General features: G+C 64.8%; 24 protein-coding genes. 14 read left to right on the forward strand and 10 right to left on the reverse strand.

Going from position 1 to position 23,800, the window contains the following annotated elements; genetic code table 11:
- Positions 1 to 5: 5 nt before the first annotated feature.
- A complete protein-coding gene (locus tag IAG25_RS07355; RefSeq protein ID WP_187604507.1) occupies positions 6 to 1,745 on the reverse strand; it encodes a sigma-54-dependent Fis family transcriptional regulator in 1,740 nt (579 codons plus the stop codon).
- Between the two features lie 451 nt (positions 1,746 to 2,196).
- Here IAG25_RS07355 and IAG25_RS07360 point away from each other — a divergent pair, with 451 nt between their 5' ends.
- From IAG25_RS07360 to IAG25_RS07405, 10 genes are all read left to right on the forward strand, one after another.
- Positions 2,197 to 2,466, forward strand: coding sequence for a phenol hydroxylase subunit (locus IAG25_RS07360; RefSeq protein WP_187604262.1), 270 nt, complete (start codon positions 2,197 to 2,199; stop codon positions 2,464 to 2,466).
- 32 nt (positions 2,467 to 2,498) lie between these two features.
- On the forward strand, positions 2,499 to 3,506 hold the full coding sequence (locus IAG25_RS07365) for an aromatic/alkene monooxygenase hydroxylase subunit beta (RefSeq protein WP_187604263.1): 1,008 nt from the start codon (positions 2,499 to 2,501) through the stop codon (positions 3,504 to 3,506).
- Entirely contained in the window at positions 3,499 to 3,771 is a 273-nt protein-coding gene (locus IAG25_RS07370) for an MmoB/DmpM family protein (RefSeq protein WP_035499831.1), read from the forward strand. Before IAG25_RS07365 ends, IAG25_RS07370 begins: the two co-directional genes overlap by 8 nt.
- 25 nt (positions 3,772 to 3,796) lie before the next feature.
- Entirely contained in the window at positions 3,797 to 5,386 is a 1,590-nt protein-coding gene (locus IAG25_RS07375; protein WP_187604264.1) for an aromatic/alkene/methane monooxygenase hydroxylase/oxygenase subunit alpha, read from the forward strand.
- A gap of 23 nt (positions 5,387 to 5,409) precedes the next feature.
- A complete protein-coding gene (locus IAG25_RS07380; RefSeq protein ID WP_187604265.1) occupies positions 5,410 to 5,772 on the forward strand; it encodes a phenol hydroxylase subunit P4 in 363 nt (120 codons plus the stop codon).
- A 13-nt stretch (positions 5,773 to 5,785) separates the two neighbouring features.
- Positions 5,786 to 6,850: an NADH:ubiquinone reductase (Na(+)-transporting) subunit F gene (locus IAG25_RS07385; protein ID WP_187604508.1), complete on the forward strand. Its 1,065-nt coding sequence runs from the start codon at positions 5,786 to 5,788 to the stop codon at positions 6,848 to 6,850.
- A gap of 19 nt (positions 6,851 to 6,869) precedes the next feature.
- Positions 6,870 to 7,778: a catechol 1,2-dioxygenase gene (gene catA / locus IAG25_RS07390; protein ID WP_187604266.1), complete on the forward strand. Its 909-nt coding sequence runs from the start codon at positions 6,870 to 6,872 to the stop codon at positions 7,776 to 7,778.
- A gap of 224 nt (positions 7,779 to 8,002) precedes the next feature.
- Positions 8,003 to 9,298, forward strand: coding sequence for a sugar efflux transporter (locus IAG25_RS07395; protein WP_187604267.1), 1,296 nt, complete (start codon positions 8,003 to 8,005; stop codon positions 9,296 to 9,298).
- Positions 9,299 to 9,357: 59 nt separating this feature from the next.
- Positions 9,358 to 10,287 carry a LysR substrate-binding domain-containing protein gene (locus tag IAG25_RS07400; RefSeq protein WP_187604268.1) on the forward strand — a complete coding sequence of 310 codons (930 nt, stop codon included), beginning with the start codon at positions 9,358 to 9,360 and terminating at the stop codon, positions 10,285 to 10,287.
- 84 nt (positions 10,288 to 10,371) lie between these two features.
- A complete protein-coding gene (locus IAG25_RS07405) occupies positions 10,372 to 11,631 on the forward strand; it encodes an MFS transporter (RefSeq protein WP_187604269.1) in 1,260 nt (419 codons plus the stop codon).
- Between the two features lies 1 nt (position 11,632).
- Here IAG25_RS07405 and IAG25_RS07410 read toward each other — a convergent pair whose 3' ends face one another.
- The 8 genes from IAG25_RS07410 to IAG25_RS07445 all read right to left on the reverse strand — a co-directional run bounded on the left by IAG25_RS07410 (position 11,633) and on the right by IAG25_RS07445 (position 17,849).
- On the reverse strand, positions 11,633 to 12,454 hold the full coding sequence (locus tag IAG25_RS07410) for a serine hydrolase (RefSeq protein WP_187604270.1): 822 nt from the start codon (positions 12,452 to 12,454) through the stop codon (positions 11,633 to 11,635).
- A 118-nt stretch (positions 12,455 to 12,572) separates the two neighbouring features.
- A complete protein-coding gene (locus IAG25_RS07415; protein ID WP_187604271.1) occupies positions 12,573 to 13,805 on the reverse strand; it encodes an MFS transporter in 1,233 nt (410 codons plus the stop codon).
- Positions 13,802 to 15,004 (reverse strand): YbfB/YjiJ family MFS transporter, encoded by a 1,203-nt coding sequence (locus tag IAG25_RS07420; RefSeq protein WP_187604272.1) that lies wholly within the window; start codon positions 15,002 to 15,004, stop codon positions 13,802 to 13,804. The genes IAG25_RS07415 and IAG25_RS07420 overlap by 4 nt, the downstream gene beginning before the upstream one ends.
- A 109-nt stretch (positions 15,005 to 15,113) precedes the next feature.
- Positions 15,114 to 16,037, reverse strand: coding sequence for a LysR family transcriptional regulator (locus IAG25_RS07425; RefSeq protein WP_187604273.1), 924 nt, complete (start codon positions 16,035 to 16,037; stop codon positions 15,114 to 15,116).
- A 78-nt stretch (positions 16,038 to 16,115) separates the two neighbouring features.
- Entirely contained in the window at positions 16,116 to 16,532 is a 417-nt protein-coding gene (locus IAG25_RS07430; RefSeq protein ID WP_187604274.1) for an organic hydroperoxide resistance protein, read from the reverse strand.
- A gap of 35 nt (positions 16,533 to 16,567) precedes the next feature.
- Entirely contained in the window at positions 16,568 to 16,840 is a 273-nt protein-coding gene (locus IAG25_RS07435; RefSeq protein WP_187604275.1) for a hypothetical protein, read from the reverse strand.
- 47 nt (positions 16,841 to 16,887) lie between these two features.
- Entirely contained in the window at positions 16,888 to 17,106 is a 219-nt protein-coding gene (locus IAG25_RS07440; protein ID WP_035499810.1) for a DUF4148 domain-containing protein, read from the reverse strand.
- Between the two features lie 203 nt (positions 17,107 to 17,309).
- Positions 17,310 to 17,849 (reverse strand): thioredoxin family protein, encoded by a 540-nt coding sequence (locus IAG25_RS07445; RefSeq protein WP_035499914.1) that lies wholly within the window; start codon positions 17,847 to 17,849, stop codon positions 17,310 to 17,312.
- Positions 17,850 to 18,089: 240 nt separating this feature from the next.
- Here IAG25_RS07445 and IAG25_RS07450 point away from each other — a divergent pair, with 240 nt between their 5' ends.
- The 4 genes from IAG25_RS07450 (at position 18,090) to IAG25_RS07465 (ending at position 22,589) form a co-directional block, all read left to right on the forward strand.
- Complete coding sequence (locus tag IAG25_RS07450) at positions 18,090 to 18,233, forward strand: hypothetical protein (RefSeq protein WP_167390430.1); 144 nt, start codon at positions 18,090 to 18,092, stop codon at positions 18,231 to 18,233.
- A complete protein-coding gene (locus tag IAG25_RS07455; RefSeq protein ID WP_035499809.1) occupies positions 18,220 to 18,963 on the forward strand; it encodes a response regulator in 744 nt (247 codons plus the stop codon). Before IAG25_RS07450 ends, IAG25_RS07455 begins: the two co-directional genes overlap by 14 nt.
- Positions 18,960 to 20,288 (forward strand): HAMP domain-containing sensor histidine kinase, encoded by a 1,329-nt coding sequence (locus IAG25_RS07460; RefSeq protein WP_187604276.1) that lies wholly within the window; start codon positions 18,960 to 18,962, stop codon positions 20,286 to 20,288. Before IAG25_RS07455 ends, IAG25_RS07460 begins: the two co-directional genes overlap by 4 nt.
- A gap of 288 nt (positions 20,289 to 20,576) precedes the next feature.
- Entirely contained in the window at positions 20,577 to 22,589 is a 2,013-nt protein-coding gene (locus IAG25_RS07465; protein WP_187604277.1) for a glycoside hydrolase family 28 protein, read from the forward strand.
- Here the strand turns inward: IAG25_RS07465 and IAG25_RS07470 are convergent, their stop codons facing one another.
- Positions 22,590 to 23,357: a glycosyltransferase family 2 protein gene (locus tag IAG25_RS07470; protein ID WP_187604278.1), complete on the reverse strand. Its 768-nt coding sequence runs from the start codon at positions 23,355 to 23,357 to the stop codon at positions 22,590 to 22,592.
- Positions 23,358 to 23,800 lie beyond the last annotated feature (443 nt).

Genomic DNA, 23,800 nt, shown 5'->3' on the forward strand with positions numbered 1-23,800 from the left:
TGTCTTCAAAGACGCAATCCCCGGCTCTTCAGGCGATAAACGAGTTGCGGCCGCGTGATGCCGAGCGTACGAGCCGCCGCCGAGAGGTTGCCGTCCGCCCGCTGCACCGCGCTTTTCAGCAACGCGGTTTCGATGTCATCGAGCGACGTGGGCTCCACGTCGCCGCCGATGCCCAGCAGCAGACTATTCACCTTGCGCGTCACGCGATCGACTTCGTCGCCACCCGTTTCGCCCGCTTGCGCGAGCAAGGAACGCGAAGCCGTCAGCGAGCCATCGTCGCCGATACCGAATGTCCCGGTCTCGATGCTCTCGCCGCTCGTGAAGAGATGGCCGATATCGATCGCGCCGTCATGGTTCGCGAGGATCACGCCCCGCTCCACGATATTCTCGAGCTCGCGGATATTGCCCGGCCAGCCATAGTTCAGGAGCGCATCGAGCGCGCGCGGCGTGAAGCCGGTGACATTGCGCTCGTGCCGCTCGCGATACTTGCGCAGCATGTGATTGAGCAGCACGGGCAGGTCCTCGCGCCGCTCGCGCAGTGACGGCACGCGAATTGGAAACACGTTCAGACGAAAGTACAGGTCTTCGCGGAAGCGCCCCGCGCGAATCTCGTCGCGCAGATCGAGATTGGTCGCGGCGACCACGCGCACATCCACGCGCCGCGTCTCGGTGCCGCCCACGCGCTCGATCTCGCCTTCCTGCAACGCGCGCAGCAGCTTGCCTTGCGCGGTCATGCTGAGAATGCCGATCTCGTCGAGAAAAAGCGTGCCGCCATGCGCGCGTTCGAAGCGTCCGGGACGGCTCTGCGTGGCATCGGTGAAGCCGCCCTTGTCGACACCGAAGAGCTCCGATTCGACGAGCGCTTCGGGAATCGCGGCGCAGTTCACGGCGACGAACGGGCCATCGCTGCGCTTGCTGATCCTGTGCAAGGTGCGCGCGCACACTTCCTTGCCGACGCCGCTCTCGCCGAGGAACAGCACGGTCGCGCGCGTGCCCGCGACGCGCCTGATCATGTGGCACACCGCGTTGAATCCGGGCGACGCGCCGACCATGTTCTCGTCGCCGAACGCGCCCTGACCGCCCGCGCTGTTCGCCGATAGCCCCTGCGTGAAGGCCTGCGCCTGCATGAAGCGCAGATCGTCGGCGGCTTCCTCGCCCCACTCCTCCACCGGCTTGCCGATGATCCGGCAATGCGCCTGCCCGAGCGCGCGGCATTCCACTTCGCGATAGAGAATCGGGCGACCCATGAACACGCTCGTGTAGCCCGCCGCATAGCCGAGCTGTGTCCAGCAAACCGGCTCCGCGCCGATGCCGTAGATGCGCACGTGCTCCTCGTCTTCCGCGCAGTTCTTCCAGATGAATTCGCCGTAGTACTGGCCGCGCTCGACATCGATTTCGAGGCGCACCGGCTCCACCACCGTCATGCCTTCGAGCATGTGCAACTGCGGCCCGACCGCGAACATCTCGGTGATGCTGTTCTCCGGGCGCACGCGACGCGCGAGTTCGGCATCGCGTGCGCCGGAGTTGTAGCCCATGCGTGTGAGCAGGCCGCGCGCGGCATCGATCCCGAGGCTCTCGATCAGCTCGCGGCGCATCGAGCCCATCGCGCCGGTATGCACGAGCAGCATGCGCTGTTCGTCGAGCCAGATGCGGCCGTCGCCGGGAGAGAAGTGCAGCCGCGACATCAGATCGGCGATGTCGGGATAGCGAAGGCTGTCGACCGGGGCGCCCTTGGGCGCGACCATCGACATGCCTTCCTGCGCGTTCACAGACGCTTTCTCGCGGCGTGGCATTGCGGTTGTCTCCTGCTGTCTGCTCGTTTTCATGGCACCACGATAGGCGATGTGCGTGTGGCGCGCAATGCTCTGCCACCCGGTTCGCGGACGGCGGCGGCGGCGCTATCGGGGCGTTCCCTGATACGGATTTGATGAACCCGCCACGCAGCCAATCACGCGCGTTTCGAGCATTTGATCGACTCGGGAAAGTGCGCCGACGGGCAGGAAAGCGCGCATCGAAAAGATGCTTCGATGTCTCGCGCGCCCGCCGCACAAGGCTCGCGCCATCGCGCGACGACGCTATCGCTCCGTCTGCATTCCACGATTGGCACACGTGTTGCCTTATAGGGTGCGCACGCCGGTTCCCGATCAAATCATCGATGAAAGGCCGGCCACGTAGACGAAAACCAAGGAGACAGCGATGTCACTGCCCGCTTATGCGCGGCCTCCGCGCGCGTTCGACATCACCCGGCGCTATGTGCGCTTCAGGGAGCAGAGGGACGACGGCTTCGTCGAGTTCGACTTTTCGATCGGCGATCCTGAACTGAGCGTCGAGCTCGTGATGCCCCTGCGCGAATTTCAGTCGTTCTGCCGCGCGAATCGCGTGACCTATCTGACGCGCGACGAAGGCGCGCAGCTCGACATCGATCAAGCGAAGTGGCGCTACGGCCAGCCCGGACTCTCCGAATGATCCCCCACCAAGTCAAACCAGAGGAGTGAGGAATGCAGATCGACATCAAGACGTCGGCCGTCGAGCAGGTACGGCAGACTTTCTCGCACGTCGCGCGGCGGCTCGGCGCGGACAAGCCCGCGTCGCGCTATCAGGATGCGACTTTCGACCTGCAACCCGAGGTCAACTTTCACTATCGTCCGCTGTGGGAGCCGGAGTTCGAGCTCTACGACAAAGGCCGCACGGCCATCGCGATGAACGACTGGTATGTGTTCAAGGACCCGCGTCAGTACTACTACGGTGCGTACACCATCGCCCGGTCAAGGCAGCAGGAAGCGATGGAGAAGAACTTCGAGTTCGTCGCGAGGCGGCGTCTCCTCTCCGATCTCTCCGATGAAGCGAAGGCGCACATCGCGTCGCTCATGGTGCCGCTTCGTCACGTCGAATGGGCGGCCAACACGAACAACTGCTTCGTGACCGGCTACGGCTGGGGCACGGCCATCACGCAGGCGACGATGTTCCATTGCATGGACCGGCTCGGCATCGCGCAATACCTGTCGCGCATCGGGCTCGCGCTGGACGGCAATCAGGGCACGTCGCTCGTCGAAGGCAAGGCGCGCTGGCTCGACGATCCGATGTGGCAGGGACTGCGGCGCGTCGTGGAGGACACGATGGTCGTGCGCGACTGGTTCGAGACTTTCGTCGCGCAGAACGTCGTGCTCGACGGCCTGCTGTATCCGCTCGTGTACCGGCACATCGACGAGCGCATCACGCGTCTGCACGGTCCGGGCCTTGGCATGCTCAACGAGTTCGCGAGCAGCTGGTTCGATGAAACGAGCCGCTGGGTCGACGCGACCATCAAGACCGCGGCCGCGGAGTCGCCCGCCAATGCGGCATTGCTCGGGCAATGGATCGCGAAGTGGCGGGCCGCGGTTATCGAGGCACTCAAGCCGTTCGCGATCGCGGCGCTGGACGACGACGCGCACCACGCGCTCGAAGCCATCGCACAGGCGTTCGATGCGCGCATCGCGAAACAGGGCGTGGAGGTGAGTCATGGCTGATTCCGTATTCATCGCGTTTCAGGCGAACGACGATTCGCGGCCGATCATCGAGGCGATTCAGGCGGACAACCCGCATGCGGTCGTCAACGCGTTTCCGGCGATGGTCAAGATCGACGCCGTCGGCAGGCTCGTCATCCGGCGCGAATCGATCGAAGCGCTGATCGGCCGCGACTTCGACCTGCGCGAACTGCAACTGAACCTGATTTCGCTCGGCGGCAACATCGACGAAACCGACGACGAATTCATCCTCGAATGGAAAGCCTGAGCGGCAACACAAGGGAGACACGCAAATGAGCACACCACAATCCGCGCCGAAGAAGCTGAGCATCAAGGAAAACTACGCGATGCTCACACGCGGCCTCGGCTGGGACACCACCTATCAGCCGATGGACGAGGTCTTTCCCTATGACCGCTTCGAAGGCATCAAGGTGCACGACTGGGACAAGTGGGAAGACCCGTTCCGCCTCACGATGGACGCCTACTGGAAGTATCAGGGCGAGAAGGAGCGCAAGCTCTACGCGATCATCGACGCCTTCCAGCAGAACAACGGCCAGTTCAACGTCACGGACCCGCGCTACATCAACGCGCTCAAGCTCTTCCTGACCGGCGTGAGCCCGCTCGAATACGCGGCGCATCGCGGCTTCGCGCTCGCGGGGCGCAACTTTCGCGGCGCGGGTGCGCGTATCGCGTGCCAGATGCAGGCGATCGACGAGTTGCGTCATGCGCAGACGCAGGTGCATACGATCAGCCACTACAACAAGTACTTCAACGGCTTTCACGACTTCAGGCACATGCATGATCGCGTGTGGTATCTGTCGGTGCCGAAGTCGTACTTCGAGGACGCGATGAGCGCCGGCCCGTTCGAGTTCGTCACCGCCATCTCGTTCTCGTTCGAATACGTGCTGACGAACCTGCTCTTCATGCCGTTCATGTCCGGCGCGGCCTTCAACGGCGACATGGCGACGGTCACCTTCGGCTTCTCCGCGCAGTCCGACGAATCGCGCCACATGACGCTCGGGCTCGAAGTCGTGAAGTTCCTGCTAGAGCAGGACCCGGGCAATGTGCCGATCATCCAGAAGTGGATCGACAAGTGGTTCTGGCGCGGCTATCGCCTTCTCACGCTGGTCGCGATGATGATGGACTACATGCTCCCCAAGCGCATCATGTCGTGGCAGGAGGCGTGGGAAACCTACTTCGAGAAGAACGGCGGCGCCCTCTTTCACGATCTCGAACGCTACGGCATCCGCATGCCGAAGTATCACGACGTGGCGATGAAGGAGAAGGACCGGCTTTCGCACGAGGCGTGGGGCATCTTCTACAACTACACGCACGCCGCCGCGATGCATACGTGGATTCCGTCCGAAGACGAGATGCAGTGGCTCGCGGAAAAATATCCGGACACCTTCGACCGGCTCTATCGCCCGCGCCTCGAACACTGGCGCGAAGAGCAACAGGCGGGCAGACGCTTCTACAACATGACCCTGCCGATGCTGTGCCAGACCTGCCAGATTCCGATGGCGTTCACCGAGCCCGACGACCCGACGAAGATCTGCTACCGCGAGAGCGATTACCTCGGCAACAAGTTTCACTTCTGCTCGGACGGCTGCAAGGACATCTTCGACAACGAGCCGGAGAAGTACGTGCAGGCATGGATGCCGGTGCAGCAGATCTATCAGGGCAACTGCTTCGCCGAAGACGCCGACCCAGGCGCGCCCGGTTTCGATCCGATGCTCGAAGTCCTGCGCTACTACCACATCAACGTGGGCGAGGACGGCCACGAGTTCGAGGACTCGCCCGACCGCAGGAACTGGCTGCGCTGGACCGGCAAGCCGAGCCACGGTGGCGAAGAAGCGCCCGAGGCGCATCGGGACGCCGCGTAAAGACACCACACAGGAGACGAATCATGTCAGTCATCGCGCTGAAGGAAGGCTATACGGGCGAGATCAGGGACCGCGTCGAGAACTATCGCGGCAAGCAATTGCTCTTCGTCGGCTGGGAGGATCATCTGATGTTCTGCGCGCCGCACTGCATTCCCGTGGAAGCGGCGACGCCGTTCAGGGCGCTCATCGACGAAGTGCTTCCGGCGATGTACTCCTCGCATCCGGACTGGCCAAAGGTCGATGTTCGGGCCATCGAATGGTTCAGGTCCGGCGAGGCGTTCACGCCCGATTTCGACAGGAGCATCGGCGAAAACGGACTCGGTCACAAGGCGGTCATTCGCTTCCGCACGCCGCGTCTGACGGGCATCGGCGGATCGTGCAGCTAGAACGGAGACGATGATGAGCTACCAACTGACCATCGAGCCGATCGGGCAGACGATCGAGATCGAAGAGGAGCAGACCATCCTCGACGCGTGCATGCGCGCCGGCGTGTGGCTGCCGCACGCCTGCTGTCACGGCCTGTGCGCGACGTGCAAGGTGCAGGTGCTGGACGGCGAGATCGAGCACGGACATGCCTCGCCGTTCGCGCTGATGGACTTCGAGCGCGACGAGCAGAAGTGCCTCGCGTGCTGCGCGACGGCGCAATCGGACCTGACGATCGAAGCCGACATCGACGAAGACGAGGACGCGCGCCACTTCCCCGTGCGCGACTACACCGGCCGCGTGAAGCAGATGATCGATCTCACACCGACGATCAAGGGCATTTTCGTCGAACTGGACGGCGATGGCATCGAGTTTCAGGCGGGGCAGTACGTGAACGTGCATATCCCCGGCGAGGACATGCCGCGTGCGTTCTCGCTCGCGGACAAACCGGCGTCACGCACGGTCATCGAACTGAATGTGCGGCGCGTGCCCGGCGGCAAGGGCACGGGTTATCTGCACGAAGAAATCAGGTCCGGCGACGAGATCCGCTTCAGCGGTCCTTATGGGCGATTCTTCGTGCGCAAGTCGGACCCGCAGCCGGTGATCCTGATCGCGGGCGGCTCGGGCCTGTCGAGCCCGAAGTCGATGCTGATCGATCTGCTCGAAGAGAACGACGCGCGGCGGATCACGCTCGTGTACGGCGCGCGCAATCGCGCCGAGCTTTACTACCACGAGCTTTTTCTGCAGCTCGCAAGCGCGCACGCGAACTTCACGTATGTGCCGGCGCTCTCCGACGAAGCGGCGGACTCGTCCTGGGAAGGCTTTCGCGGTTTCGTGCACGACGCAGCGAAAGCGCATTTCGACGGTGTGTTCCGCGGACACAAGGCGTATCTGTGCGGCCCACCCGTGATGATCGAAGCCGCGATCCGCACGCTGATGCAAGGCCAGCTTTTCGAGCGCGACATCTACACGGAAAAGTTCCTCACCAGCGCGGACGGCGCCGATGCGCTTGCGAAGAGCCCCTTGTTCAAATCGATCTGAAGACCAATGGAGACACGCCATGAACCACGATACGATCGACACGCTCCTGCAAAAGATCAACGACAGCGCGACGAGCGAAGGCAATCCGCGCACGAAGGCGATTGTGAACCGCATCGTGCGGGATCTTTTTTATACGATCGAGGATCTCGACATCACGCCGGATGAATTTTGGACCGCGCTCAATTTCCTGACCGAGACGGGACAGCGCGGCGAATTCGGGCTGATTGCTGCGGGACTCGGCTTCGAACATTTTCTCGATCTGCGCCTCGATGAAGCGGAACAGAAAGCGGGCCTCGAAGGCGGCACGCCGCGCACGATCGAAGGGCCGCTGTATGTCGCCGGTGCGCCGGAGTCGCCGGGCCATGCGCGCATCGACGACGGCAACGATCCCGGTCAGACGCTCGTGATGCGCGGCCGTGTGCTCGGCGACGACGGCAAGCCGCTCGCGAACGCGCTGGTCGAAGTGTGGCACGCGAACCATCTGGGAAATTACTCGCACTTCGACAAGTCACAGCCCGCGTTCAACCTGCGCGGCTCGATCCGGACGGACTCGCAAGGCGGCTATAGTTTTCGCAGCGTCGTGCCGGTGGGCTACAGCGTGCCGCCGGGCGGCAAGACGGAGCAACTTCTCGATCAGCTCGGCAGGCATGGTCACCGGCCCGCGCATATTCACTTCTTCGTCTCGTCGCCGGGTTATCGCAAGCTCACGACGCAGATCAACATCGAAGGCGATCCGTATCTGTGGGACGACTTCGCGTTCGCCACACGTGCGGGACTCGTGCCGGAACTGAAGAAGGCCGAAGGCGCGGAAGGCAAACGGTACGGCGTGGCTGGCAACTTCGCGCTGATCGATTTCGACTTCACGCTCTCGCGCGAACGAGACGACGTGCCGACAACGGAGGTGATACGGGCGCGCGCCGTTGCGTGATCTTCAGCGCGCGCCGCGTGGAGCTGGCTGTCAGTGCGAGGGAATTCGAAAGCGGATGTGAAAGTTGCTGCCATTCAGCAGGTCGGCTGAGATTGACGAGCGGTCATCCATGATCGACCGATTGCCACACATTATCGGGATCGTGGTGGCAAACTGCCCGCAGACCGGCGCGCGTCGCAACTCGCACTTTCGCGCCTGAATCGCACAAGCCGCCCCACGTCCCGATGAATACACGCCTGCTCAGTCTCACACGGATCCCGTTCTTTCTGCCGCTCTCCGGCGCGACGCTGATGCTCGGTGTCGCGATGTCGTTCACCGCACCGTATCTGTCGTTGTTCAGCGTCGAGCAGGCGGACATGAGTCCGCTGCGGCTCGGCGTCTTCATGACGGTCATCGCCGCGAGCGGCGTCGTGGCGAGCGCATTCGCCGGCAAATGGTCCGACAGGCACGGTCATCATCGGGAATTGCTGCTCGCGGCGCTCATCGCGTCGTCGCTCGGCTTCCTGCTGCTGTGTCTGGTGCGCAATTACGCCGCGCTGGTGGCGATCGGCGTCATGTTTCTCGGCGCGGGCGGCTCGGCCATGTCGCTCGTGTTTTCCTTTGCGCGCGCCGCCCTGCCCGTCGATGACGCCGCCGAGCGGGCCCTCGCACTCGCGACGCTGAGAACCGTGCTCTCGATGGCATGGGTATTCGGGCCTTCCGTCGGCGCGCTGGTGCTCGCCGCGGCCGGTTTCTACGGCCTGTTCCTGTTCGCGGCTGCGTGTTTCATCGCGTGCGGCGCGATCGTCTGGCGCATGCACGATTCGCCCAAGGGCGACCCGCACAGCGCGCCCGCGCACTATGCAGGCGATCCGTCATCGCTGCTCGAAGTGACCGCGCCCGACACCGATGAACTCGTGCCGCCGCACGCCGGCGTATCGCACTCGCGCGCGGAGATATGGCGCGCCACGGTCGCGATGACGCTCATCGGACTCGCGGCGAGCGCGACCATGATCGTCCTGCCGCTTTACGTCGTACACGGCATGCACGGCTCGCGCATCGACGTGTCCGTCATGCTCGGGCTCGGCGCGCTCCTCGAAATTCCGATGATGCTCGCGCTCGGCGCACGCGGCTCGCGCCTCGACAAGCAGCGCTGGCTCGCGTCGTCCGCGGCCGTGCACACGATCTACTTCATCGCGGTCGCTGCATCGCAAAGCGTCCAGTTCCTGATCCCGATGCAGGCGTTCAACGCGTTCGTCGTGTCGGTGATTTCGTGTCTCGGCATGACCTACATGCAGGACCTCATGCCCCGCACGCCGGGCGCGGCGACGGCGCTGTTCTTCAACGCATCGCGCGTCGGCTCGATTCTTTCCGGCGTGTTGTCCGGCGCGCTCGTCGCGGCGCTCGGCTATCGCGGCACGTTTCTCGTTTGCGGCGCCATCGCGCTGGGCGCGGCGGTGCTGTTCGCCAATCCGCCGTTCGGGGTCATGGCGCAGCGTTCGCTCGCCTGGTGGAAGGCGCGGCGTCAGCGAGCCCGCTGACAGCCCCTCCCGCGACGATGGCAATATAGACGCACACCTCGTCGATCCCGCACGCCAACATGCCCCAGCGCCTTCCGCCGCTCAACGCCCTGCGTCTCTTCGAAGCCGCCGCGCGCCATCGCAGTTTCAAGCTCGCCGCCGCCGAACTCAACGTGACGCCCGGCGCGGTGAGCCACGGCATCGGCGCGCTGGAGAAGGTGCTCGGCGTCGAGCTTTTCGTGCGCGAGCCGCGCGGACTTTCGCTGAGCGCGGCGGCCGAGCACTATCTGCCGTACATCGCCGAAGCGTTCTCGCTCATCGCGATCGGCACGCAGACGCTGCCCGGCAAACGCACGCGCCGCGCTATCGCCGTCACCTGCGCGCCCACGCTCGCCGCTCGCTGGCTCGTTCCGCGCCTCCCGGATTTCCGCGCGCGCTGGCCCAACATCGACGTGACCATCGACACTTCGCGCCGTCAGGCGGGCTTTCCCGTCGATGGCTTCGATTTCGGCCTGCGTCTCTCGCGCGGCCCGGTGGATGGCGCGTCGTGGCAACGTCTCTTCGGCGAGCGGCTCGTGCCCCTGTGCAGTCCGGCGTATCGCGCCGGGCTGACGGGCGCCGACGGCATCCCCGATCTCGCGCGCGCCGCGCTCATTCACGTCGATACCGCGAGCCAGGACTGGCAGGCGTGGATGGACGGCGCGGGCATCGACGGCCTCGATCTCCAGGGCGGCCTGCGTTTCGATACCGTGCAGCTCGCGTTCGATGCCGCCGCGGCCGGGCTCGGCGTCGTCATCGGCCGGCGTCCGCTCGTCGATCGCGAACTGGTCGCAGGCACGCTCGTCGAAGCGTCCGCGACGAGCGTCGAGACGCAGACCGCCTACTGGCTCTGCGAGACGCCGCAAGCGAGCGCCCGCGCGGATCTCGTCGCGTTCCGCGACTGGCTGATCGCACAGGCGGCGGAGTTCGTCGACGACCACAAAGGCGACGAAGCGAAGCATCGCGGTTGAACTGCGCTCATCCGTCAGCGAAAACTTTTCGTTTGTCAGCACGGACGTTCGCCTGCGAGGATGGCCGCAAGGAGGAATAGCGCCATGTCGTCACTATCGAGCACTACCGGCACGAACCGCGCAACGACGTGGGCGCTCATCGGCGCGGCCGCGCTGATCCTGAGCGCCGCGATGGGCGTGCGTCAGACTTTCGGGCTTTTCATCGGGCCGTTTTCCTTCGATCGCGGTCTGCCCGTCACGCTGATCGCCTTCGCGATCGCACTGCACAATCTGGTCTGGGGCTTCGCGCAGCCGTTCGCAGGCGCCGCCGCCGACCGGTACGGCGCCGCGCCCGTCGTCGCGATGGGCGCGGCCACGTTCGCTGCGGGCCTCGCGCTCGCGGCGGCCGCGACTTCCGGCTGGATGCTCGTGATAGGCCTCGGGCTGCTCGTCGGCATTGGCATCAGTTGCACGAGCTTCGGTGTCGTGCTCGCGACGGTCGGACGCGTCGCATCGCCGCAAACGCGCAGCGTCGCGATGGGTCTCGCCAGCGCGGGCGGCTCGCTCGGACAAGTGCTGATGGTGCCGTTCGCGCAGGAAATGCGCGTGCATGCGGGCGTGGCGGCGTCGCTCTATGGCCTCGCCTTCGTGTTGCTGCTCGCCGCGCCCTTGGGCATCGTGCTCGATCGCGCGAGCCGCCGGAGCAAGGCGTCGGTGGCGGTGGCGGCATCACAGGAAACACACGCGATGCCGCTGCGCGAGACGCTCGCGTATGCGTCGCGTCATCGTGGCTACCGGCTCCTGACGCTCGGCTTTTTCACATGCGGTTTTCAGCTCGCGTTCATCGCGACGCATCTGCCGGGTTATCTGATGCTCTGCCACATGCCGGTCGGGCTCGGCGCGACGGCGCTCGCCGTGATCGGCCTCTTCAACATGATCGGCAGCTGGGGATGCGGATGGCTCGGCGGACGCTGGCGGCAGCATCACGTGCTCGCGTGGCTCTATCTGATTCGCGGCGGCACGATCGCCCTCTTCGTGCTGCTGCCGACGACGAGCGTATCCGTCGTCATCTTCGCCGCCGTCATGGGGCTGACGTGGCTCGGCACGGTGCCGCTCACCAACGGGCTCATCGCGAAGGTATTCGGCACGCGGCATCTGGGCACGCTGTTCGGCGTCGTGTTTCTAAGCCATCAGCTCGGATCGTTTCTCGGCGCGTGGCTCGGCGGCTATGTGTTCGACACGACCGGTTCGTACTCGCTGATCTGGGGTGCGACGGCCGTCGCGGGTCTCGTCGCGGCGCTGCTGCACTTTCCTATCGATGATCGGCCTGTTGACGAGGCATCGCTTGCGGGCATGCGTGCATGACTTATCGCTTCAACAACCAACTCCGCAGCTTCACCGCATCCTGAAAGTGCGCGTGCTCGCCCGGCGCGCCGAGAATCACGAAGAGCGTCGGCCGCCCATGCACCTGCGCGACGACGATGAGGCAATGCCCCGCCTCGTTCGTGAAACCCGTCTTCTGCAATCCCACGTCCCACGCCGCGCGATAGACCAGCGGATCCGTGTTGCGATACATCAGCGGCCCCGCGCCGCCGAGCACGAGCTTGTGATGTGAAGTCGCGTATTCGCGAATCGTCGGATAGCGATACGCCGCGCGCGCGAGCTTCGTGAGATCGCGCGCGGTCGATACGTTGTGCGGCGAGAGACCGGTCGGATCGACGAAATGGCTGCGATTCATATGCAGGCGCTTCGCGGTGCGGTTCATCGCATGCACGAAGCCCGCGCGGCCGCCGGGATAATCGCGGCTCAACGCGAAGGCGGCGCGATTCTCCGACGACATCAGCGCGATATGCAGCATCGTCTTGCGCAACAGAAGCGAGCCGACGGGCAGGCGCGAGCGCGACCACTTGAGGCGATCGACGTCGGCATCGGTGATGCGCGCGGGCTTGAGCAGCGAGCGCTTTGAGTCGAGCACGACCATCGCGGTGAGAAGCTTGGTGAGCGATGCGATCGGCACGCGCGCGTCGGCGTGCTTCGCGTAGAGCGTGCGTCCTGTGGAGAGATCGACGGCGATCGCGGCGCGCGCCTGCAACACCGGTTCGGCAGCGACGACGCGTTTCGCGTGCGCGATGAGCGGCACGAGACTCGCGACAATGAAGACGATGAAGAAGAGATGGACTTTGAGCATGACGCGATCAGATGCGCGTCATCGAAAAGAGTAGCGGCGGCATGAGGCAGCGACAGGCAAAAGAGTCCGCTACCGTAAGTTGCGCGGCTTAAGTGAAACTTAAACCGCGCAACGCGGGCTAGCGCGTGCGCGCCCAGTGCGCGAGTCCCGCGCACGCAATCAGCAGGCTTCCCGTCACGAAGAACACCGAGTGCAAACCGAGCAGCACGCCGATCTGACCGCCGATCAGCGGCCCGACGACCTGCCCGCTGAACTGCGCCGATTGCAGATAACCGAGCATCTGTCCGCTGCTGTTTTCGCTGACGGCGCTGCGCGCAAGCTTCGCGATGGAAGGCAGCAAGCCGGCGAGCGTCATGCCCATCAGCATGCGCAATGCGGCGAGCTGCCACCACTGATGCACGAACGCCTGCGGAATCATCGCGATGCCGGTCAGCACGAGGCACCCGACGATCACGTTCCAGCTTCCGATGCGGTCCGCCAGCGCGCCGAGTCGCGCCGCGGTCAGCATGCTGCCGAGCGCCGAGCACGCCATGACGACGCCCGCGATGCGCGCCACGTTATCGGCCTTCACGCCGAGGCCGCCGATGTAGACGGTGATGATCGGTTCGATCGACATGTTCGCGAGCAGCACCATCATCGCGGTCATGAGCAGCGCGGCGACCACGACGTAATTCGTGCGATGCGCCTGCGTCGAATCCGTGTGCGACGCGCGCTTTTTCGCATCGTCCGGATGAAAGTCCTCCTTCACCAGAAAGATCGTGGCGAGCGCGGCCACCGCGATCATCCCCGCGCCCGCGAAGAAGGTTCCGCGAATGCCGATCAGTCCCGGCAACATGCCGCCGATCAGCGGCCCGGCGAGATTGCCCGCGAGCGCGCCCGTCGACAATATGCCGAGCGCCCAGCCGGCCCGTTCGCGCGGCGCCTGCGTGCCGATCATCACCGTCGATGCCGACGCGTAACCGCCGATCAACCCCGCGAGCAGACGCAGCGCGACCAGTTGATGCACCGAATGCGCGACGCCGATCAGCGACATCACGATGGCCATGCCGACCGCCGCGCGCACGAGCATCGGCTTGCGGCCGTAGCGATCGGCGAGACGCCCCCAGATCGGCGCGGTGACCGCGGTGCCGAGGAACGTCGCGCTGAACGCGACGCCCGACCATTCGATCACCGCCGACTGCGACCCCACGCCGAGCTGCCGCACATACAGCGGCAGAAACGGCAGCAGCATGCTGAGACTCACGAGCGTCGTGAACGAACCGAACACGCAGACGGCGAGATTGCGCCGCCAGTACTGTCCGTTGCGTTCGGCATAGCCGAGCGGGATGGATGCTGAAATAACCTGGCTCATTTCGACCTCAACGCGGTAAGCAGATCGATGGCAAGCGCAACCGCAAGCGCGAGCGCGCCGATCACGAACAACAAGCGGTAATCGCCGCCGCTGTTCGAAAACAGAAACGAAAGACCGTAAGCCGCGAGCGCCTGGAGCACGGCGAATCCCGTGGTCGCGGTGCGCCACGCGCCCTTCTGCGCGGCCGGATGATGTCCGAGCAGTTCGTTCACGCGTCCGAGCACGAGCGGCACGATGCCCGGCGTGAACGCGCCGACCAGCACGCTCGACACCATCAGCAAGCCCGAATTCGACGACACCGCGGGCAATGCGACCGCCACGAGCTGAAGCAGATACGCGACGCGCAATGCAGGCCCGAAGCCGGCGCGATCGGCGAGATGTCCCGCGAGGAGCGGCCCGGCGATCGCGCCGAGTCCGTACAGCACCCAGAATTCCGCGCCCGCATCGACACCCTTGCCGAGACCGCGCGCGACGAAATCGACGAGAAAAATCATGTGCGGCACGAGACCGACCGCATTGAGCGCGTACTCGACGAACAACGCGCGCAACGCGGGCGGCGACGGCGCCTTCGCGTGCCTGTGTGGCGTCTCTTGCGCAGGCGCGGGCGCATCCTGCGACGGCCATCCGTGCCACGCGACGATCGTCAGCAACGACGACACCACCGCGAGCCCGAGCCAGGTCTGCGTGAGGCCTTGCCGAAGCAGCAGCGGCACGATCGTCCCCGACGCCGCGATGCCGAGCCCGATGCCGGTGAAGATCGCGCCGCTCGCGAATCCGCGACGCGACGGCGCAACATGCGCGATGATCGTCGGGGCGGCGAGCACCATTAACGCGCCGCCGGAAATGCCCGACAGGAACCGCCACACGAAGAACCAGAGAAACGAAACGGGAAACGCGCACGCGACGAACGCGATGGTGGCGAGCACCATCATCGCGCGCAGGACCGTCGCGGCGCGTGCGTGGCGCGCGAGCCAGCCCGCCGCGAGCGCGCCCGCGAGATAGCCGCCGAGATTGGCCGCGCCGAGATACGCCGCCGTCGATGCGGGAAACCAGTGCGCGCCGATGATCGCCGGCAGGAGCGGCGTATAGGCAAACCGTGCAAGCCCGATGCCGATCAGACTCGCGCTGGCGCCGGCCAGCACGCCACGCCAAAGCTGGAACGACCCGCGTTCCGGCTGGTTCAAGACTGCGTATCGCATAGTGCCTCCACTACGGCTTCGGGCGCGCTCTGCGCGCCCTTTCATGAAGGCCAGTCTATATTCGATCGCATCAAGAGAGAATCGACGCCGATCGGAAGATAATCTTCCGTTATGCGGTTGAATCGAGTTGCGATTGCTTGAAGTGACGCCGCAGACGCGGGGTCGCGAAATCGACGAACGCCCGCACCTTCGGCACCGAAAGCCTTCCGTGCGGCGTCAGCAGATGCACCGGCAACGGCGCATGTTCGCTGTCCGGCAGCACGATCTGCAGCGTCTTGTCCTTCACTTCCTTCGCGACGTGATACGAAAAGAGCCGCGTGAGCCCGTGCCCGTCGACGGCGGATGCCACGGCCGCCCGCACCGTGTTGACGATGAAACGCGGCGCGAACTGCACGACTTGCGGAATCGTCGAGCCGCCGGAAGTCGGAAAGCTCCACGAATCGAGGCCGAAGTGCGTCATCGAGATGATCTGATGCTGCGCGAGATCGGCGGGCTGTCCGATGCGCGGATGCTTCGCGAGATAGCGCGGCGACGCGGCCACGACGCGCCGCACTTCGCCCACGGGAATCGCGATCAGCGTCGAGTCCGACAGATGCGCGATGCGCAGCGCCACATCGATGCCTTCGTCGATCAGGCTCACGGGCCGGTCGAGCATTTGCAGGCGCAACGAAACGGCGGGAAAGCGCGCGATGAAATCGTCGAGCATCGGACGCAGGAAGTCTTCGCCCGCGGCGACGGGCGCGGTGATCGTCAGCAGGCCGCGCGGCGCGGATCGCTCGTGCGCGATCAGCAAGTCGGCTTCTTCGAGATCGATGAGGATGCGGCGGCACGCGGCGGCGTAACGCTCGCCGGCTTCGGACAGCTTGATGGTGCGCGTCGTGCGATGGAGCAGCGCGGTGCCGGTGTGCTCTTCGAGAAAGGCGATCGCCCGGCTCACGGCGGCGGGCGAGCGGCCGAGCCGCCGCCCCGCGCCCGCCAGACTGCCCTCGTCCAGCGTGGCGATGAAAACCTTCATCGCGTCGATTCGGTCCATGTCGGCTCGGTGCTTCGCTTGATCGATGAAGCGCCAAGTCTACCGGACCCAATCGCCGCAGCGCGCCGGTGAAACGCGTCAGACCACCGTGATCGTCACGTCGATGTTGCTCTTCAGCGCCTTCGAGTACGGGCAGGTCTGATGCGCCAGGTTGGCGATTTCCTCGGCCACCGCGCGCTCGATGCCCGGCAGGGTCACGTTCAGCCGCGCGCGCAGCAGGTACGCTTCGCCCCCCATGCCGAGATCCACTTCCGCATCGACGGCGGTGTCGGCGGGCAGGCGGACCTTCAGTTTCGCGGCGGCATTTCCCATCGCGCCGATGAAACACGCGGACCAGCCCGCGGCGAGCATCTGCTCGGGATTGGTGCCCGCGCCCGTCGATCCGGGCGGCGAGAGTTTCACGTCGAGACGGCCATCGGTGCTCTTCGCATGGCCTTCGCGGCCTCCGACGACGCGGGTTTTGCCGGTGTACAGGACGGTGTCGATCTGGGTCATGATGCGTTCCTCTGTGTGTTCAAAAGTTGAATGGTTTAGTGATGCGCGAAGAGTCTGGCCACGTCGTTCGCCGACGTGCCGCGCGCGCCCGATTGCGAGATCGTGTCGGTCATGCCGCCGTACGCCTGCATCGGCATTGCGGCGCTTTCATTGGCGATGGTCTGCACGCTCACGCCGCGTTGCGAGGCGGGCGCGCCCGCGAGCGGGTCATAGTGCGGCGCGGGGCCGTAGCCGCTGCTGGCGAAGGCGGAACCGGCGGCGACGGCGCTGACGGCGATGACTGCGGCGGTGACGAATTGCTTGATCATGATTGGCTCTCTATGAGTAATGTCGGTCGATATTTGGTAATAACGAATCAGCTACCTTGATACAGGCTGCGCAGCGCGGCGATCTGACCATCGCGCTGTGCCTGAACCAGTTCGCGCTTCACTTCGGCGCGGGTCTTGCCCGCATTGTTCTGGCTCGCAACGGTTTGCTGGCTCTGCACGTTCACCGGGTTGGCCGGCACGGCGGCATGAGCAACACCTGCAACAGCGCTGGCGACGAGAGCGAAAGCAACGATCGTGGATTTCATGGTGTTTCTCCTTGGCGGATCAATCGGTCGGTTGTATGAGTTACGGCACTCGGGCGTCGCGGTGTTCGTCTTGCGTTTCACTCGTGAGCCGTCGTTGTGTGTATTTGAAGCCCCGCAGGTATCTGGCTTGTGTCCGGTAAGCGGGTCTTGTGCAATGTTTTGTATCGCGCACGTTCCAGATACATTGCGATACGAAACCCGGCTTAGCGCTCGGCCAGCAGCTTCTGGATCGCCGCTTCGGTCTGCGCGTAATCGCCCTCGCCGACGTGCGTGTAGGCCACCTGCCCGTGCTTGTCGATCAGATAGAACGCCGGCCAGTACTGATTGCCGTACGCGGCCCAGGTCGCATAGCGGTTGTCCTGCGCGACGGGATACGTGATACCGAAGCGCTCGATCGCGCGCTTCACATTGTTCGTGTCCTGCTCGAACGGAAACTCGGGCGTATGCACGCCGATGACGACAAGCCCCTTGTCCGCGTACTTCTGATGCCACGACTTCACGGACGGCAGCGTGTTGACGCAGTTGCCGCACGCGAAGGTCCAGAAATCGACGAGCACGACCTTGCCGCGCAATTGCGCGAGCGTGAGCGGCGCGCTGTTGAGCCATGTGTCGATGCCGGCGAATTCCGGCGCGGCGTTGGAATGCGTGTTGGCGCTTGCGGGCGCGGCGGCGTGTACGGGCGTGATGGCCGCGCAGGCGGCCAGTCCGGCGCACGCGGCAGCGTTCTTGATGGCGGCGAGCATGTGGAAGTCCTCTGAATGCGGTAAAAAAACGGGGCGGCTCGATATGAGCCTTTGGCCCCGGCAGGCCGACGTATTCATCGGCATGACCGCATTGGACTGCTCGCGCGTATCCCGCTTGTGTCGGAAAAAGGCGCGCTGCGCAATGTTATGTATCGTGCGACATGCGGGATACACTGCGATACAAAACTTCCGCCGAAGCGCGCTATAACGCAGACATCGCATCATCAGCGGGAGCTTCGAATGAAACGCATGCTGGCGGTTCTCGCCTTTCTCGTAGGCGGGATCGCGACGGAAATGGCCCATCCGGTTCAGTGTCTGCTGGTCAGCCCGAGCCGGGTGCAACTCAAGCGTCAACGACAACGATCCATCGATGGAAACCACTGATCACGTATTGATCGTCGACGACGATCGCGGCATTCGCGAACTGCTCGCCACTTACCTCGAAAAGAACGGCATGCGCGTGTCGCTCGCGGCGAACGGCCGGCAGATGCGCGCCGTGCTCGAGCAGCAAGGCGCGCCGGATCTGATCGTGCTCGATCTGATGCTGCCCGGCGAAGACGGTCTCGTGCTGTGCCGCGAACTGCGCGCGGGCAAGTACCGCGACGTGCCGGTGCTGATGCTCACCGCGCGCAACGAGGAAGCGGATCGCATTCTCGGTCTCGAAATGGGCGCCGACGATTACCTGCCGAAACCCTTCGCCGTGCGCGAACTGCTCGCGCGCATCCGCTCGGTGCTGCGCCGCACGCGCATGTTGCCGCCGGGAATGGAAGTGAGCGAATCCGCGCCGATGCTCGCATTCGGCGACTGGCGGCTCGACACGACCGCGCGTCATCTGCTCGATGCCGAAGGCACGATGGTTGCGCTGTCCGGCGCGGAATACCGGCTGCTGCGCGTGTTTCTCGACAACGCGCAGCGCGTGCTCACGCGCGATCAACTCCTGAACCTGACGCAAGGACGCCAGGCCGATGCGTTCGACCGCTCCATCGACCTGCTCGTGTCGCGACTGCGCCAGCGCCTGCGCGACACCGCCCGCGAGCCGCGCTACATCAAGACGCTGCGCAGCGAAGGCTACGTGTTTTCGGCCGAGGTCAAACCGATCGAGTCTTCTCAATGAGCACGGTAACGCCCGCTTCCCTGCTGCACTGGCCGCGCACGCTGTTCGCGCGGCTCGCGCTGATTCTCGTCGTCGGACTGGCGCTCGCGCAGACCTTCTCGTTCCTCCTGACGATGCGCGAGCGCGACGATTCGATGACACACATGATGGTGGGCTACGTCGAGCGCGAAGTGGCGAGCTCGGTCGCGCTGCTCGATCATCTGCCGCCGGACGAGCGCGCGGCGTGGCTGCCGCGTCTCGCGCGCCGCAGCTACACGTTCATTCTCGGACCCGGCGAGACGGGCGCGCCGCTGGATGCCGCGCTGTCGGAGCGCTTTGCGCGCTCGATCGGCGAAGGCATCGGCAAGCGCTATCCGCTGACGGTCAACGCCGTGCCCGGCGACAGGGAGCGCTTTCAGGTGCATCTGCGGCTGTCGGACGGCTCGCCGCTCACCATCGACATGCGTCCGATGGTCGGCACGCCGCTGTCCGGCTGGCTGCCGCTGGTGCTGGTGCTGCAACTGATCGTGCTCGGCGGGTGCTGCTGGCTCGCGGTGCGCCTCGCGACGGGCCCGCTCAAGCGCCTCGCCAATGCCGCCGATACGCTCGGTCCCGATCTCAAGGCCGAGCGCCTGCCCGAATCCGGGCCGGAGGAAGTCGCGCGCGCGGCGAAGGCGTTCAACGCGATGCAGGACCGCGTCTCGACGTACATGACCCAGCGCATGCAGATTCTCGCGGCGATCACGCACGACCTGCAGACGCCGATCACACGCATGCGCCTGCGCGTCGACGTGATGGACGACGAGGCGGCCGGCGCGAAGCTTCAGCAGGACCTGAAGGAAATGGAGTCGCTCGTGAAGGAAGGCGTGACCTACGCGCGCACGCTGCACGGCACGAACGAAGCGCCGCGCCGCATCGATCCGGACGCGCTGTTCGAGAGCATCGTCGATGACTATCTCGATGCCGGGCAATCGGTGACCTTGCGCGGCAATATCGCCGGCGCGCTGATGGCGCCTCCGCAGGCGTTGAAGCGCGTCGTGGGCAATCTCGTCGATAACGCGATCAAGTATTCCGGCGCGGCGGAGATCGAAGTCGCCACGCGCGACGATGGCCGCGCCGTCATCGCCGTGCTCGATCGCGGTCCGGGCATTCCCGACGAATCGCTGGAGGCGGTGTTCGAGCCGTTCGTGCGGCTGGAAGGCTCGCGCAACCGGCAGACCGGCGGCACGGGTCTGGGGCTCGCCATCGCGCGGCAACTCACGCTCGCGATGGACGCGTCGCTCACGCTGCATCATCGCGAGGGCGGCGGGCTGGAAGCGCGTCTCGTCCTAAAAAAGGCGACGTAACATACGACGTCTCATATCAAACGTGGACTACACGTTAGCCCCGCTTGACGTTGTATAGCGATCTCCGCTAACGTTTGCTCCATGACGCGCGGCCCCACGCGCGCACCGGACATCGCTGGAGACGCCATGCCCCGCCGCGCTGATGTTGTACGACATCGTTTGTTTTATCCCTCGCAGCCTTCCGGCTGACGCCCGCTTCGCCCTTCCCTTCGAATCTCAGACCGGACGCCGCACCGTGCGTCCGTGCGCTTCGCGCGCGCTCAAAAAATCCGCATCGAGGAGACTTTCATGAAGCAACCGAAACATGCGTCGGCGGTGCGATCCGTCGCGCGCCGCACGTTCGTCAAATTCGCGGGCATTTCGGCGGGCGCGCCGCTCATCGGTGCGATGGGCGCGCTCGGCACGCTCGCGGGCTGCGGCGGCCACGACGACTCGAATTCAGGCTCCGGCTCGACGCCGCCGCCCGCCGCACCGGACCCGATCTGGGGCGCGTCCGGTTCGGCGACGCAGATCGTGAACGCGCTGCAAAGCGTATCGACGTCGATGTTTCCGAGCCGCCAGTTCCTCGTCACCGATTACGGCGCGAAACCCTGCGCGGTCGTCGCGGCGGCGAATCCGTACACCGATCCGACGAAATCGCCGTTGAGCACGGGCGCCGATCAGACCAACGCGTCCGGCTCCTTCGACTCGCGTCCGGCGTTTCTCGCGGCCATCGCGGCTTGCAACGCGGCCGGCGGCGGCCATGTCGTCGTGCCGGCGGGCGCGTGGTATTGCGCCGGCCCGATCGTGCTGCTCTCCAACGTCGACTTCCATCTGTCAGCGAACTGCACGGTCTATTTCAGCCCGAATCCGGCCGACTACGCGAAGGACGGACCGATCGACTGCGGTCCGAACGGCAAGCTCTTCTACAGCCGCTGGCAGGCGAACGACTGCCTCAACTACGGCCCGCCGGTCTACGCGCGCAACCAGAAGAACATCGCGGTCACGGGCGAAGGCGATACATCGGTGCTCAACGGCCAGGCGATGACGCCCTTCGCCGGCAGCGGCAACACCGCGACGTGCTGGTGGACATGGAAAGGCAACAACGGCGTCTACGGCTGCGTGAATTCGTCGACGCCTTCGCAGGCATCGAGCAACGCGAACAACGTCGATCTAAAAACCGCCGTGCCCGGCATCCCCGATGCGCTCTACGCCAAACTCACCGATCCCGCCACACCCTGGCAGCAGGACCAGAACTATCTGCCCGCGCTATCGGAGGCGGGCGTCGCGATCGAGAAGCGCATCTTCGGCATCGGCCATTATCTGCGGCCCTGCATGGTGGAATTCATCGGCTGCACGAACGTGTTGATGGAAAGCTATCGCACGAACAACACGCCGTTCTGGCAGCACCATCCGACCGATTGCCAGAACGTCGTGATGCGCAGCGTGACCGTGGACAGCATCGGCCCGAACAACGACGGTTTCGATCCCGACGCCTGCGACATGGTGCTGTGCGAGAACGTCACGTTTAACACCGGCGACGACTGCATCGCGATCAAGTCGGGCAAGGATCTCGACACGCAGTACGGCCCGGCGCAAAACCACGTCATCCAGAATTGCACGATGAACAGCGGCCACGGCGGCATCACGCTCGGCAGCGAGATGGGCGGCGGCGTGCAGCAGATCTATGCGCGCAATTTGCAAATGCTCAACAAATTCTGGGCGACGAATTCGCTGAACATCGCGATTCGCATCAAGACGAACATGAATCGCGGCGGCTTCGTGAAGGATTTCTACGTGGACAACGTGACGCTGCCCAACGGCGTGAGCCTCACGCCTTCCGGCTACGGCAGCAGTCTGCTCGCGGGCAGCCCGATCAACGCGACGGTGCCGCTCGGCGTGGCGACGGCGGCGGCGGCGAATCCATCGGCGGCGCAGGGCGGCATCATCACGTTCGACTGCGACTATCAGCCGTCGAAGGACGCGATCCGCACGCGGCCCGCGCTCGTGCAGAACGTGAACATCTCGAACGTGAAGGCGAGCAATGTGTCGCTGAATGGCGTGACCGGTTCGTGCTTTCAGGCGATCGTCGCGCAAGGCCCGGTCGCGTTTGATTACAACGGCCCCGCGCCGACGCCCGCGATTCCGGCGATCACCGGCGTGACGATCACGGATTGCGATTTCGGCACGCCGGTCGCGGCCGGTCCCGCCACCGCGACGACGCCCGGCCCGATCTACGCGTACAACGTGCACGACATCGTGTTGAAGAATACGGCGATCGCGGGCGTGACGATGAACTCGACGGTCAGCGATCCGCGCTGATCATCGTCCGGACAGGCGTCTCGCGATGAGCAAGGGCAAGCGCAGCACGAAGCCGAAAAGAAGCCGCGCGTGCATCCATGTGAGCAGCGCGTTGTCGCGGCCATAGCGGAAATGCGAGACGCCGCCCTCTTCCGGTTTGAAATAGCGCACGGGGGCGTCGAGGTTGATCGGGCGCACGCCGCGCCAGCAGAGGCGCACCACTGCTTCGGGATCGAAGTCGAAACGGCGCATCCAGGTGGCTTTGCGCATCAGCGCGGCGAGGGGTGCGATCGGATAGACGCGAAAGCCGTACAGCGAATCGCCGATGCCCATCCAGAGCGTCTCCAGATTCGCCCAGCCGTTCGAGATGCGCCGGCCCTGAACGCGCAGTTGCGGCGCGCTTGCGTCGAATGTCGGGCGGCCGAGGATCATCGCGTCGGGCGCGCGCATCGACGTTTGCATGAAAGCGCCGATCAATGCGGCGGGATGCTGGCCGTCGGAGTCCATCGTCAGGGCGTGAGTGAAGCCGAGTTTCGCGGCTTCGTCGATGCCGGCGAGAATCGCCGCGCCTTTGCCGCGGTTCTCTGGTAGCACGATCACGTGCAGGCCCAGGTCGGTTTTGGCCATGTTCAGCAGGCGCTCGGCGCTGCCGTCCGTGCTGCCATCGACTACGACCCATACCGGGTTCCACTGTTCCCGCGCGCCGCGCACGGTTTCGTCGACTTTCTCGCCAGGGTCGTAGCTTGGGATGAGGACGAGATGCGTGGACGATGCGCGTGGTGATGGCATTGAGAAAAGCGACGAGCGGGAGGGATGTGGTGGATTTTAACTTCTGTGGGGGGAGGTGCTTTGGGGTTTTGCTGGATCCCGTATTCGTGTCGGTTTATTAGCACTGCCCCTCCCCGGGGCGGGGGTCACTTTCTTTGCTGCTGCAAAGAAAGTAACCAAAGAAAGCAGCTCGCTTAAGCCCGCGGTCACACGCAGTTTGGCCATGCTTGCCAGCCGGAAGTGGCACTCGCCTAAGTGTCGCCCTCGAAGGTCCAATCGGGCTCGGCTCGCGCACGGTCTGCCGCCCCAGACGTTTCAGGGTGCTGGTTCAGCACCAAATAGCTTCGGCACAGCGCTACGCGCTGCCGTTGGGTATGCGAGGGAAACCGTCGAGAAGAAGCACATGCAAACCCGATTGACCCATCGGCCGCGAAGCGGGACGGAGCCATTTCGTGCTGAACCAG

Source organism: Caballeronia sp. EK (assembly GCF_014384845.1).
Classification (GTDB): Bacteria; Pseudomonadota; Gammaproteobacteria; order Burkholderiales; family Burkholderiaceae; genus Caballeronia; species Caballeronia jiangsuensis.

Excerpts from the sequence above, each read along its gene's own strand:
- IAG25_RS07465 (WP_187604277.1), top strand. The coding sequence starts at position 20,577 with ATGAAGCAACCGAAACATGCGTCGGCGGTGCGATCCGTCGCGCGCCGC.
- IAG25_RS07370 (WP_035499831.1), top strand. The coding sequence starts at position 3,499 with ATGGCTGATTCCGTATTCATCGCGTTTCAGGCGAACGACGATTCGCGG.
- IAG25_RS07470 (WP_187604278.1), bottom strand. The coding sequence starts at position 23,357 with ATGCCATCACCACGCGCATCGTCCACGCATCTCGTCCTCATCCCAAGC.
- IAG25_RS07380 (WP_187604265.1), top strand. The coding sequence starts at position 5,410 with ATGTCAGTCATCGCGCTGAAGGAAGGCTATACGGGCGAGATCAGGGAC.
- IAG25_RS07450 (WP_167390430.1), top strand. The coding sequence starts at position 18,090 with ATGAAACGCATGCTGGCGGTTCTCGCCTTTCTCGTAGGCGGGATCGCG.
- IAG25_RS07360 (WP_187604262.1), top strand. The coding sequence starts at position 2,197 with ATGTCACTGCCCGCTTATGCGCGGCCTCCGCGCGCGTTCGACATCACC.
- IAG25_RS07355 (WP_187604507.1), bottom strand. The coding sequence starts at position 1,745 with ATGGTCGCGCCCAAGGGCGCCCCGGTCGACAGCCTTCGCTATCCCGAC.
- IAG25_RS07420 (WP_187604272.1), bottom strand. The coding sequence starts at position 15,004 with ATGCGATACGCAGTCTTGAACCAGCCGGAACGCGGGTCGTTCCAGCTT.
- IAG25_RS07425 (WP_187604273.1), bottom strand. The coding sequence starts at position 16,037 with ATGGACCGAATCGACGCGATGAAGGTTTTCATCGCCACGCTGGACGAG.
- IAG25_RS07445 (WP_035499914.1), bottom strand. The coding sequence starts at position 17,849 with ATGCTCGCCGCCATCAAGAACGCTGCCGCGTGCGCCGGACTGGCCGCC.
- catA (WP_187604266.1), top strand. The coding sequence starts at position 6,870 with ATGAACCACGATACGATCGACACGCTCCTGCAAAAGATCAACGACAGC.
- IAG25_RS07460 (WP_187604276.1), top strand. The coding sequence starts at position 18,960 with ATGAGCACGGTAACGCCCGCTTCCCTGCTGCACTGGCCGCGCACGCTG.
- IAG25_RS07435 (WP_187604275.1), bottom strand. The coding sequence starts at position 16,840 with ATGATCAAGCAATTCGTCACCGCCGCAGTCATCGCCGTCAGCGCCGTC.
- IAG25_RS07430 (WP_187604274.1), bottom strand. The coding sequence starts at position 16,532 with ATGACCCAGATCGACACCGTCCTGTACACCGGCAAAACCCGCGTCGTC.
- IAG25_RS07395 (WP_187604267.1), top strand. The coding sequence starts at position 8,003 with ATGAATACACGCCTGCTCAGTCTCACACGGATCCCGTTCTTTCTGCCG.
- IAG25_RS07365 (WP_187604263.1), top strand. The coding sequence starts at position 2,499 with ATGCAGATCGACATCAAGACGTCGGCCGTCGAGCAGGTACGGCAGACT.
- IAG25_RS07375 (WP_187604264.1), top strand. The coding sequence starts at position 3,797 with ATGAGCACACCACAATCCGCGCCGAAGAAGCTGAGCATCAAGGAAAAC.
- IAG25_RS07410 (WP_187604270.1), bottom strand. The coding sequence starts at position 12,454 with ATGCTCAAAGTCCATCTCTTCTTCATCGTCTTCATTGTCGCGAGTCTC.
- IAG25_RS07400 (WP_187604268.1), top strand. The coding sequence starts at position 9,358 with ATGCCCCAGCGCCTTCCGCCGCTCAACGCCCTGCGTCTCTTCGAAGCC.
- IAG25_RS07455 (WP_035499809.1), top strand. The coding sequence starts at position 18,220 with ATGGAAACCACTGATCACGTATTGATCGTCGACGACGATCGCGGCATT.
- IAG25_RS07440 (WP_035499810.1), bottom strand. The coding sequence starts at position 17,106 with ATGAAATCCACGATCGTTGCTTTCGCTCTCGTCGCCAGCGCTGTTGCA.
- IAG25_RS07385 (WP_187604508.1), top strand. The coding sequence starts at position 5,786 with ATGAGCTACCAACTGACCATCGAGCCGATCGGGCAGACGATCGAGATC.
- IAG25_RS07415 (WP_187604271.1), bottom strand. The coding sequence starts at position 13,805 with ATGAGCCAGGTTATTTCAGCATCCATCCCGCTCGGCTATGCCGAACGC.
- IAG25_RS07405 (WP_187604269.1), top strand. The coding sequence starts at position 10,372 with ATGTCGTCACTATCGAGCACTACCGGCACGAACCGCGCAACGACGTGG.